Annotated in this window: 7 protein-coding genes; 2 read left to right on the plus strand and 5 right to left on the minus strand. The window is 54.3% G+C overall.

Annotation, left to right across the window (positions count from 1 at the left end; all coding sequences use genetic code 11):
* The 5 genes from FIV45_RS11985 to FIV45_RS12005 form a co-directional block, all read right to left on the minus strand.
* The gene (locus FIV45_RS11985) at window positions 1–1,872 is read right to left on the minus strand and encodes a glycoside hydrolase family 13 protein (protein WP_099472012.1); all 1,872 of its coding nucleotides are present in this window, start codon (window positions 1,870–1,872) and stop codon (window positions 1–3) included.
* A complete protein-coding gene (locus tag FIV45_RS11990; RefSeq protein ID WP_099472011.1) occupies window positions 1,872–3,023 on the minus strand; it encodes an acyltransferase family protein in 1,152 nt (383 codons plus the stop codon). Before FIV45_RS11990 ends, FIV45_RS11985 begins: the two co-directional genes overlap by 1 nt.
* A gap of 10 nt (window positions 3,024–3,033) precedes the next feature.
* On the minus strand, window positions 3,034–5,091 hold the full coding sequence (locus FIV45_RS11995) for a glycoside hydrolase family 97 protein (protein ID WP_099472010.1): 2,058 nt from the start codon (window positions 5,089–5,091) through the stop codon (window positions 3,034–3,036).
* A gap of 162 nt (window positions 5,092–5,253) precedes the next feature.
* The gene (locus FIV45_RS12000) at window positions 5,254–6,771 is read right to left on the minus strand and encodes a tryptophan halogenase family protein (RefSeq protein WP_099472303.1); all 1,518 of its coding nucleotides are present in this window, start codon (window positions 6,769–6,771) and stop codon (window positions 5,254–5,256) included.
* A gap of 86 nt (window positions 6,772–6,857) precedes the next feature.
* On the minus strand, window positions 6,858–9,512 hold the full coding sequence (locus FIV45_RS12005; RefSeq protein ID WP_412973720.1) for a TonB-dependent receptor domain-containing protein: 2,655 nt from the start codon (window positions 9,510–9,512) through the stop codon (window positions 6,858–6,860).
* Between the two features lie 526 nt (window positions 9,513–10,038).
* On the opposite strand from FIV45_RS12005, the gene FIV45_RS12010 reads away from it, so the two are divergent.
* Both FIV45_RS12010 and FIV45_RS18970 read left to right on the plus strand, forming a co-directional pair.
* Window positions 10,039–11,637, plus strand: a complete 1,599-nt coding sequence (locus FIV45_RS12010) for an alpha-glucosidase (protein ID WP_099472008.1) — start codon at window positions 10,039–10,041, stop codon at window positions 11,635–11,637.
* Window positions 11,638–11,822: 185 nt separating this feature from the next.
* A complete protein-coding gene (locus FIV45_RS18970; protein ID WP_099472007.1) occupies window positions 11,823–12,260 on the plus strand; it encodes a transposase in 438 nt (145 codons plus the stop codon).
* The last annotated feature ends 381 nt before the right edge of the window (window positions 12,261–12,641 follow it).

Raw genomic sequence — 12,641 nt, forward strand, 5'->3', positions numbered from 1 at the left:
TCACTCAATCTCCAAAATCGTCACGGAGCGCGCGCCCAGTGGGATCTTTTGTGTGATATCCAAGTCCTGCCCGGTAATCACATCATGACCCCGCCGGGTCCCCGCCAACATTTCTGCGAACCGCGCGACGGGCAGGTCTTTCGCCTGACCATTTTTATTCAGCACCACCATAACCTTTTCCTGGTCGGTGTAGCGAAAATAAACGTAAATCCCGTCTTGCGGCACATAATGCATCAGCTTGCCCACATGCAGGGATTTCTTGGTCTTCCGCCAGTTGGCCAGGCGACGGACAAAATCCTGTGCCGCCTTTTCAGTTTTGCCCAATCCCTCGCCCGTGAAGGCATTCACCTTGTCTCCCGCCCAACCGCCGGGGAAGTCACTGCGGATTTTCCCATCGTCCTTGACCTCCGGGCTGGTTTTCAGGATTTCGGTGCCGTAAAAAATCTGGGGGATGCCCCGCATGGTCAGCGTATAGGCCATCGCCATTTTATAGAGATCAAAATCTTCCCCCAATTGGGTATAGAGACGCGACATATCATGATTGTCCGACAGGATGACCAGATCTTCCGGCGCGGCATAGTCCAGATCCATCGACAAAACGCCGTAAAGCCGTTTCAGGCCCTCCCGCCAGCCGTCTTTCTCGGTCAGCCCTTTGACCAGCGCCGCATGCAGGGGGAAATCGATCAAACTCGGCAAGGCGGAGCGATAGCCGTTGCGGTTGACCTTGCCCCGCTGCCAGTAAGACACCATCGCCCGGTTATCCTCAAATTCCTCCCCGACAATGGTGAAGCGGGGATATTCCTGCATGATCCGCCCGGCCCATTCCGCCATGAAATCCATATCGGGATAGGAATAGGTATCCATGCGAATCCCGGCGAGGTCGGCATACTCCACCCACCAGATGGCATTCTGAATCAGATAGGTCGCGAGCAGAGGGTTTTTCTGATTGAGATCCGGCATGGTCGTGTCGAACCAGCCGCCGGAGAATTTTTCTTTGTCTTCCTGCGCCGCGTAAGGGTCATACACCGTGTTATGCACATGCGAACTCTGAACATAGTCCTGCTGATAGAAATTCAGCCAGTCATCCATCGGCATATCCTGCATCCACCAATGGCCGGAGCCGATATGGTTGGCCACCATATCCATGATCACCCCCATGCCCCGGGCGCGAGCCTGCTGCGTGAGCGCGAGAAAATCCTCATTGGTGCCGTAGCGGGCGTCCTGATTGTAAAAATCTGTGATGGAGTAACCGTGATAGCTTGTCCGCTGCTGGTCATTTTCCTGCAACGGCATCGGCCAGAGCATCGTGAAGCCCATGTCAGCCATATAATCCAGATGATCAATCATGCCCTGGATATCGCCGCCGTGGCGACCATCCTTGTCAGCGCGATTAAGTTTATCCGCCATATGGGGCTGTGAATCATTGGACGGGTCGCCATTGGCAAAACGGTCCGGGGTCACCAGATAGATGGCGTCCGCCGAGGTAAAGCCCTGACGATCCGCGGACCCCGCTTTTCGGGCGCGCAATTCATAAGAATAGACGATACCCTTGCCGCCCTCACCCTGAAACAGAATGTCGAATTTGCCTGCCTTGGCCTCTGGCGCCAGAGTCAGGTTGAGAAACAGATAATTCGCGTTTTTCACCTGGATCACCTTATCGAGCGTTACGCCGGCGGCCGTGATCGACGGCGTCATGGCCGCAATATCCGGCCCATAGACCATCACCTGCAGATGAGTATCCTCAAACCCCACCCACCAGAAAGGCGGCTCCACCCGCTTAATCGCCTCCGCTGCCTGAAGGGCACTTGTAAATATACCCAGGGTCAGGATCAGGGCAACGGCTATAGTTTGGAAAAATTGTCGTGTCTTCATTAGATTTTTTCTTTCGCCAGAGAGGAACGGGGGAAGGTGAATTTTTGTCTGAGATAGCGACGGGAGCGCACCTCGATCAGGGGGTAGGTCAGGGCGGCGGACATCAGGGTCAGCCCGAGAAACGCGCTGCCAAAGTGCAGTCTGTCCAGGGGAGAGAAAGGGGCACTCGCCCAGAGGGGTAATAGAAACCAGAAGACCATGAACCACACGCCATGCATCAAATAGACCGAATAGGATATCTTGCCCAAATAATGCAACGGGGTCCAGGCCAGGCATCTCGCCACCAGATCACGGTTATAAGCCAGCGCCAGAATCATCATGCTGAACAGGGGAATGATCCATAAATCATGCCAGTTCCCGTGAAAATGCGCGACCACCGCCAGAAACAGCCCGAGAAAGACCGTGTCCTTCTTCAGCCAGGCGAACGCCACGGATCGTCTGTAGAACTGATACAGCCCGACGCCGATGGTGAAATCAAACAGGCAGCGGAAAAACCCGCGATCAAAGGTGATGTCCAGCGTGGGCTCAGCACGGCTGTAGACCAGCCCGACCAGAAAAATCGCCGCCAGCCCCATTACGCCGGAGGTCACGACAAGTGACCGACGCCCCAGCAGCACAAGCAGCAGCATTCCCCCCATATAGGCCCACCATTCCGCCCCGATCGACCAGGAAACGATATTCCACGACAGATAGCTATGCTGGTTCATGGCGTTGGTCAGCAGCAGATTGCTCGGCAGGGCCGCCGTGTCAAAATACAGTGTCCAGCTGTCATCGACCACCGACGGCAGAAATAGCGGCAACAGGCTGGAAAAACCGATCAGCACCGCCAGGGTAAAAAGATGCAGCGGATAGATCCGGCTAAAACGCCCCCAGATGAAATTCACCAGCGTCCTCCCGGTCACATTGCGGGAAAACTGCCCTCCGTAAATATGGTAGATGATAAAACCACTGAGCAGGAAGAAGAAATCCACCCAGAGATATCCCTTGGCAACCAACCCACTGTCGCCGAGCGGCATCAGGTGGCCAAAGTCGCGGTAAAACAGGATAACGTCCATATGAAAGAACACCACCCAAAGCGCCGCCACCCCCCGCATTGTGGTCAATGCGGTCAAATAGACGGGCGGGCTTTGTGTCGCGACATCAGAGGACATGGCTCTCCCCCTACTTTTCAACGGGTGTGAAACGAATGCCCTGGCCGCCGCTGGTGGCGAGCTTGAGGGTCATTTTATCGCCGCGCGTGACCCGCTTCTCCTCGATCACCATATCATAAGGGTCTGTTTGCCAATCGGCGTTCGGGCCATCGCGGTAGATTTGCGCCACATAGGTCACCCCGTCCTCGAGAAAATCAAGCGAGATATCGAGGCTGCGCGCCACCTCATTGGTCAGGCTGCCGAGATACCAGTCGGCGCTCGCCCGGTCTTTGCGCACGATGGTGACATATTCGCCGATCTCGCCGTTTAATACTTTGGTTAGTTCCCAGTCCGTGGGGACATCCTTGATGAACTGGAATGGCGCCATGCGGGCTTCATAATTTTCCGGAAGATCCGCTGCCATCTGGATCGGGCTATAGAGCACCACATAGAGCGCCAACTGCTTGGCCAGCGTGGTCGGGATGCGGTTGTCGGGTTTTTCCTTCTCGAACAGCAGATCAAATATCCCCGGGGTGAAGTCCATCGGCCCGGACAACATGCGGGTAAACGGTAGGATGGCGGTATGTTCGGGATTATTTCCCGGCTCGCCCCAGGCGTTATATTCCTGGCCCCGCGCCCCTTCCCGCGCCACCCAGTTCGGGTAGGTGCGGCGCAGACCCGTGTCCTTGATCGGCTCATGGGTATTGATGGCAATCTGACGCTTCGCGGCCTCTTCCACCACTTTTTGATAGTGATTGACCATGGCCTGACTGTCATGCCATTCATACCGCACCCGGCCATCCGTCTCGCGGTACACCGTCTCGCCGCCGTCCGCCACATAGCCGGTTTTGATCGCCGCCACCCCCAGTTTTTGATAATAATCCAGCGCCGCGCCCAGTTGCGCCTCATAGTTGGAAATGCCGCCGGACGTCTCGTGGTGACCAATCAGCCGCACGCCCTTGCTGCGCGCATAATCGCTGAGCGCGGTAATGTCGAAATCTTTGTAAGCCTCGGTGAAACGGAAAATATCGCCGTTGTTATACCAGTCATCATCCCAGCCAATATTCCAGCCTTCCACCAGCACACCGGTGAAGCCATGATCTGCAGCAAAGTCGATATAGCGTTTGGTGCGCGCCGTGGTCGCCCCGTGAATAGGCCCTGATTCCCAGGTCGCGACCCCCAGATGCATTTCCCACCAGATGCCGACATACTTACCGATTTCGACCCAGGACACGTCGCCAAGCTTATTGGGTTCATTAAGATTAAGGATCAGATTGGAAGTGATCAAACCCCCGGCATCCTCTGAAATCTGCAGCGTGCGCCAGGGACTATGGAACGGGGCCGTCGCCTTGACCTTGATCCCGTCTGAGCGGGGCGTAAGGTCCGCCACCATCACCTGCCCGCGACCACGCTTCAAGGTCATCGCCGCATAATCCACCAGCGCTGCCTCATGGATGCTGATATGCAATTCCTTATCCGTACGCAACGTCAGCGGCGTATGGGCATGGCTGACGTCACCGAGGGGCGTCTTGTCATAGAGATATTCGTAGCGGTTCCATTCCCGGGCCGGGGTCCACCAGGCCGTCGCCGGATCAATGACATTGAACTCGGTCAGCTCCGCCATAATTTCCACCGCGCCGAGGTTCTCCTGGGCCGGCAGTTCGTAGCGAAACCCAAGCCCGTCATTATAGACCCGAAAAGTGACGATCATCTGGCGTTTGAGACCGGCCTCTTCCTGCAATACAGCCCGCAGTTCGCGGTAATGATTGCGCACGTCTTTCACTTCGCCCCAGGGCTGGGTCCAGGTCTCATCCACGGTTTTTGTGACAGAAGAGGCAACAATAAATTCCCCCTCCAGATGCGGTGCGTTTTTGAGGCGCAATCCCAGACGGGATCGGCCAATAACCGGCGCACCCTCGCGCGTCACCTGATAGCTGAGCCGCGCGCCCTCAAGGCTTAAACGCACGGTGATTTTCTCATCCGGGGAACTGACGCTCAAGGCATTCGCCCACAAAACACCCGATAAGGCCCAAAGCCCCAACATAAATACAAACGAACCTGTGGCTATCTTCACGATATGGCGGCCCATACAAAGTCTCCCTGAATTTTCCTAATATTTGATCACGCCTGTTGTGCGGGGCGTTTTTTTCTATCCTAGGGACTGTACACGCCCAAAAGCAAGCCACGGCATACGTATTCATAAAGATAGGGGCTGTGAATACGTATGTTATGCCATGCCCGACCATCAGGATTATATCTCCCGCACCTGCCCCGCCGCGCAATGAGCTGCGATAAAGGCCGTGTGAGACGGCAAATCAGTTAACGCCCGCTGGTGCAGGCCGCGCAGGTTGGCCATAAAGTCGGTCAGCGTGTCCATCGGCACCTGATCGGCCAGCGGGTGATAGCTTGCGGGCCGCAGTCCCTGTCCGATCATCACCTGCAGCCAGCCGTCTTCGGTAAACAGCTCGTTATTCTCCCGGAAAATCCGTCCCGTGGCGGTGAAGAGATCCATCTTATGCTGCAGGCTTTCCGGGATCGCCATCTCGCGGCAGGTGGTCCAGAAGGGGCTATCGGTCCGCTGATTGGTGTGATAATGCAGAATGATAAAATCGCGGATGCGTTCATATTCAAAGCCCAGTTGCCGGTTATATTCCCCCTCATTGACCGCATCAAAAGCCTTGGTCGGGAACATCTGGGCCAGGCGGACAACGGCGGTCTGGATCAGATGAATGCTGGTGGATTCCAGCGGTTCCATAAATCCGCTCGACAGCCCCACGGCAATACAGTTTTTATGCCAGAATTTGGCTCGGCGACCGGTGGTGAAGCGGAGCGTGCGCGGCTCGGCCAGCGGCATGCCCTCCAGATTATTCATCAGCACCGCCGTCGCCTCATCCTCGCTGATATGATCGCTGCAATAGACATGGCCGTTGCCCGCCCGGTTCTGCAGCGGGATGCGCCACTGCCAGCCCGCCTGATGGGCGATCGACTGCGTATAGGGGCGCAGACGTGGACCATTTTCAGCTGGCACCGCAATCGCCCGGTCACAGGGCAGCCAGTGGGTCCAGTCCTCATAACCGACTTGCAACGCCTCGCCCATCAGCAGACTGCGAAAGCCCGAACAGTCGAGGAAAAGGTCACCCTCAAGGCGCGTCCCGTCTTCCAGGATCACCGCCTCGATGAAGCCCGTTTCACTGTTGAGCTGCGTCTGCGTGATCCGGCCTTCAACCCGCCTCACCCCCATCTGCTCACTGCCCGCCCGCAAGTATCGCGCATAGAGGCCCGCGTCAAAATGAAAGGCATGGGTGAGGCCCGGCAGGCTGCTGCCCGGCAGATGATCAAGCCTGGCGAATTTATCCGCCTTGGCCGCCTGATAATTCAGGGAATAATCCCACAGACTGTCCGACGCCCCCTGTTTCGCACGCCGCAACCAAAAATGATGAAAGGCGGAAAAGCCCAGTTCCCGCCCGATGGGGCCAAAGGCATGCATATATTTATCGCCGGGCGCGCCCCAGTTTTCAAACTGGATGCCGAGCTTGAAGGTGCCCTGGGTCTGACGCAGGAAGGCATTCTCGTCCAGTCCCAACACGTTGTTGAAAGTCTGGATCGGCGGGATGGTCGCTTCGCCCACCCCGACGGTGCCGATCTCGTCAGATTCCACCAGGGTGATATCGAGGTCCGCCCCCATCAGTTTCACCAGCAGGCTGGCGCTCATCCAGCCGGCGGTGCCGCCGCCCACAATGACCAGTTTTTGTATCGGTTCTGCTGTCATCTTGTCTTGGTCCTTCTCCCATATGAAAAGCCCCTGCCGATCAAGTGTATCGGCAGGGGCCATAAGGTCAAGTCATCTGTCCCGGATTACATTTTATAGTTCAGACCGAAAAGGAAGGTCCGACCATAATTCTGGAAATCCCGCACCTGACGTTTGTCATCGCCCTGATAGCTGGTGAATTTCTGGTTGGTCAGGTTGTTGGCCTGCACCAGAACGCTGAGGCCTTCGACCCCAACTTCACTTAAGTCATAGGAGATCTGCGCATCAAAGATGGTTTCCGCCTTGATGAATTTGCTTTCGCGCACCAGGCTGAGACCGGAGACTTCACCCAGGAAGTCGGAGCGATAGCGCATGCTGGCCCGAGCCTGGAAGCCATATTTCTCGTAGTAAACCGTGGAATTGATCACGGTATTGGACAGACCCGGCATATCCAGTGAATCGCTGGTCGGCGTTTCCTTGACATCACTGTCGGTGAAAGAAGCGCTGAAGGTCATCCCAAAGCCATCAAGACTCTCCGTCAAGATATCAAAAGGCAGGGAGCCTGATATTTCAACGCCGTAAATCTTGCCACCATGAACATTCTGCGGTTGGGTGACAAGGCCTTGGGTAAAGATCACGTCTTCAATACCGGAGATATCGACAATACTGGCAAAATCGAACGGCGTGCTTTGATCAAAGGGGAAGCTTTCGATCTTTTTATAGAAACCGGCGATGGCCACATAACCACCTTCGCCGAAGTAGGCTTCATAGGTCGCGTCGAACTGCCAGGTCATGAAGGGGCGCAATTTCGGATTTCCGCCGCCACCGCTCCAGGGAGAGTTATTGATATTCGTAGAATCTTTCAGGGTATCGTTATATCCAAAACTAAAGCCTGAGTTCATCTGATCCATACGCGGGCGCGCCAGAACGCGGGCAACGCCGAGACGAACTTTCTGATCATCGGCAACTTCCAGACTCAGATTCATGCTCGGCAGGAAGTTCCAGTATTTGTCACCATCAATGACGATTTCCCTGACGACTTGACCAGCGCTATTCACCCGGGCGGCGAAACCTTGTGATTCCTGATAGGCGCCGGAGTCGAAAAGTGCCTGCGCGTCATAACTGAGCATATTACCCATTCCAATGAAGGCAAGGGATGTGGGGGCCAACAGGAACTCTTCGGGAACGGGCAAAGTGCCGAAGTTATCCGGATCGGCAACAAATCCCTTAAGTGTCAGGTAAACACCCTCATCCAGAAGCGACTTTGAGCGATCGGCATAACGTGCGCCAAATTCCAGACTGTCGATAAAGCTGTCTTCAATGATACGTGTTCCACTCAGGCGGATGGATTTCAGCTCATCGTCGGAGCTTGGACGGTTGATAAAACCATCCTGACCTCGGTCAGTGTCAAAAATTCCAGCACCTACAAGACCGCCGCCCCAACTGAGCGGGCCACCCAGTTGAATAAGACTTGGATTAGAATAATCGAGGCCGGGACTGAAGATTGCTGCGCCGTCATCGGTTTGGCTAAAGCCCAACGTGTCAACCGCACCAACACCTGACCCACGCCCCGTGCCGCTGTAGGTTTCCATATTGCTTTCGGTGCGGGTCACTTTCGAGTAGCTGAGATCGGCTTCGACAGACCAGCTATCATCAATTTCGTAATGAGAATTTATTCCGGCGGAGAATGTTTCCGCTTCTTTATTGACGACATCATTGCGTACAACGCCTTCAACGTTATCCCAGGTGCCGGATGTGATCAAACCGTTGTCAACGACAGCGCCATCTCTCAAACTTGCCCCCGACCATTTAAGAGGAATTTCAATACCGCGCAGGATTTGCTCGTCATGAAACTTCGAATAATACATATCGACAGTGGTATTAAAGCTGTCATTAGGCTCAAATTCCAGGACACCCATCAGACCATCCCGGGTCAGCTCGTTGGATTTCACATAAGGCTTGGCGCCACCAATGATTTCCGTTTCGGTTGGAATGGCATTCCCGCCCGCATCATAATAGGGCACGGCAGGTGTGATCACCACGCCGTCATCATCCAAAACAGCATCAGAGCGGTTGCCTAATGTCGGATAGCCCCAGGCGTTCCAGCGTTCTTCCTGGGTCGGCGACACCATGCGGGCATAGCCAAGGGCGATACCGATGGTGTCATCGGCGAACTGATCGATATAGGAAGCGCTGGCGCGATAACCCCATGCGGTCGTGCCGGAATTAAGCGCGCCTAGATCATTATATTCGCCGCGCATGTTCACGACGATGGTTTGCTTGCCATGGGCGAGAGGCCGCACGGTTTGCAAATCAACCGTACCACCGACCGCTTGGGAGACCAGCTTGGCATCGGTGGTTTTATGTACCACAACAGCATTGATCAGTTCAGAGGGAAACTGATCAAATTCTACGGCGCGGTTATTATTGGCGGAGACCTGCTCACGGCCATTTAGGGTGGTTGTGGTGAAGTCAGGTGCCAGACCACGAATGGAGATCACATTGGCGCGACCATCCAGACGCTGTGCCGCCAGACCCGGCAGGCGGGCAATGGATTCAGCGATACTGGCGTCCGGCAGTTTACCGATATCTTCGGCGGACACGGCCTCAACAATGGAGGAATTGTTGCGCTTCTTGGCGATGGAGCTCAACAGGCTGCCCCGGATGCCGGTGACAACAACTTCTTCCAACACGGTTTCATCAGCGGCGGCGGCGTCTGCATCCTGAGCCGAGACGGCTGTCGGGTTCAGGGCCAGCATCATCGCGGCGGTAATCACGGTGCCATGGAGGTAACGGCGGGTGTTTCTGTGGGCAGCATGTTCTGGACTGGTAATCACTTCACTCATGTTCATTCCCTATATTTGCGGTTTGTTATTTGGTTTTCGATTACCGCATCCTATTCATGGATCCCGAACCAAGGCAAACCGCTACATACGTATTCATGACCGAATACCTATGCCATACGTATTCAAAGAAATTCCACTGCCCAAATTTTTCTGGTTGCTCATAAATATTATAACCAGAAAGGACAAATAATTTGTAAATTTTACAATGTCTTATGAATTAAATTCCTGCCTGTCCCCTCCGGTAAATCAGATTCAGGGCCCCTCCTCCCGCTACGTTGAATACGTATGTCATGACTTGCACTGACCGTTTCAAGATGCCTAAATTGGCCATCAGACACGACCTTAACCGGTCGGAATACATAGGGTATCGCCGAGATCTTGATAAAATAAATTCCATCGGAACAGGCGAAAAAGAACATATAAAGCAAAAGTTGACGATACTATGAAGAAGATCAATTGGTGGAACGGCGCCGTAATTTACCAGATTTATCCCCGCAGTCTGATGGACAGCAACGGGGACGGCATTGGCGATATCCCCGGTATAATCAACCAGCTGGACTATATTAAAAGTCTTGGCGTTGATGCCATATGGATTTCTCCCTTCTTCAAATCTCCCATGAAAGATTTCGGCTATGACATCGCCGACTATCGCGATATCGACCCCCTGTTCGGCACGCTGGATGATTTTGATCAGTTGATCCGGGAATCCCATGCCCGCGACGTGAAAGTCATCATCGATCAGGTGCTCAGCCATACTTCCGACCAGCACGCCTGGTTCCAGGAAAGCCGCATGGACCGTGAAAATCCCAAAGCCGATTGGTATGTCTGGGCAGACGCCAAGGCCGACGGTGACGCTCCTAATAACTGGCTGGCGATTTTCGGCGGCTCCGCCTGGCAATGGGACGCGGGACGTGGACAATATTACCTGCATAATTTCCTCACCAGTCAGCCGGACCTCAATTATCATTGCCCGGCCCTGCGCGCCCAGGTCCTGCAGGAAGTGGAATTCTGGCTCAGGCGCGGCGTCGATGGTTTCCGCCTTGACGCGATCAACTTCTGTTTCCATGACGCCGAACTGCGCGACAATCCCGCCAAACCCATGGCGGAACGCCGCGGCCGCGGCTTCAGCCCCGATAACCCATACGCCGCCCAGTATCATGTTTATGACAATGATCGGCCGGAGACTCTGGATTTCCTCGAACAACTGCGCGCGCTCCTTGACCGCTATCCCGGCGTGATGTCCATGGGTGAGATCAATACGGAGGATTCGCTCAAATCCATCGCCGACTATACCGCCGACAATAAACGTCTGCATATGGGCTATAGTTTTGAGCTGCTGGTGGATGATTTTTCCGCCCGCCATATCCGTGAAACGGTGGAGCAACAGATGGCTCACCTGAACGGCGCCCAACCCTGCTGGGCGATCAGTAACCATGATGTCAAACGGGTCTTGAGCCGTTGGGGCGGGGACAATCCGTCGCCGGAGATGGCCAAGATGCTGACCGCCCTGCTCTGCAGCCTACCGGGCACGATCTGCACTTATCAAGGCGAGGAGCTCGGCCTGACCGAAGCGAATATTGCCCACGCGGACCTTCAGGACCCTTTCGGCATCAAATTCTGGCCCGACTTCAAGGGCCGCGATGGCTGCCGCACCCCGATGCCCTGGACGTCTGACGCCCCACACGCGGGCTTCAGTGACGCCGCCCCCTGGCTGCCAGTGCCGACGGATCATCTGGCTGTAAGCGTCGAAGCGCAGGAAATAGATCCGGACTCGGTGCTGAATGCCTTCAAGAATTTTCTAAGCTGGCGCAAATCCCACCCGGCTTTGTTGCACGGCGATATCAAATTCCTCGACAGCCCGGACGGTACGCTGACCTTTGTTCGAACGTATAAAGGCGAGAGCATACTGGCGGTGTTTAATCTGACAGGGAAAAAGAAGCGTTTTTTCTTACCAGAAGATAGTGCAAACTCAAGCTCTCCCCAAAATGCGATACAATGCAATCTGCCCCCATTTGGAATGAAATTCAACCAAGGTAACTAGACTCTATGAATGGAATTAGCGTAAAGAACCGCACGGCTCCAAAGCGCAAGAGGACCGTCAGTTGACTGGCTAGCGGGCTGGCATAAAGACATTGATCGGCCTCTGTCACTTTAACTTTTTCAGCGCGAAGAATTAAAGAAAATAAAAATCAGCAAATTCCCAAAACGGCCCGCACAGCCCTCAGAATGATCATAGGCCAGTTACGTGATCTGAAAACAAGAATTGATCGGCTTGAGAAGGAAATAATCACCTGCCACCGAAAGAACCCCGAAAGCAAACGTCTGTCCACCATTACCGACGCTTCTCTATTCAGATCCGGGCGGCAATTGGCGGCTTGGCTCGGGCTTGTTCCCCGACAGAACTCCAGTGGTGGCAAAGACAGGCTTGGCAGGATCACAAAACAGGGGGATCGTTATCTCCGGCAACGTCTCGTTATTGGGGCCACATCGATGCTGGGTGTCGTGAACAAGAGGAAAACACCCGATGATGATTGGGTGATCACCCTGCTTCAGAAAAAACCACCCCGTCTGGTCACGGTAGCCCTGGCCAATAAAATGGCGAGGATCGCCTGGGCGATTATGACACGGAAAGAATCCTACACACCAAGAGAAATTCGAGCTTAAACAGACAAACTGAAAGCTACAACCATTTGCAAGGACACTTGATGTGATGATAACGAGGGACAAGAAACCAAAGACCCAGGCATCTCGCCCGCAACCATGCTCATAAATGAGCGTTGAATTGATTGGAGACTGGATCCGCGGAAATCATCAGGGCCAGCGGCAATAAACCGCATAAACAGGCCGGACACATGACAGTACCTATTCCTATCCTTACAAAAGATCAAAATATCCCTTGCATTTAAAGGGCCGTCCACACATGGTTGCGGGGGTTGGATTTGAACCAACGACCTTCAGGTTATGAGCCTGATAGAGTATACCATAAACCATTGTAAATAAACGATATAAAATCAAAATAATATTTTCCGTGCTAGAAACCGTGCT

The sequence above is a fragment of the Paremcibacter congregatus genome (genome assembly GCF_006385135.1).
Taxonomy (GTDB): domain Bacteria; phylum Pseudomonadota; class Alphaproteobacteria; order Sphingomonadales; family Emcibacteraceae; genus Paremcibacter; species Paremcibacter congregatus.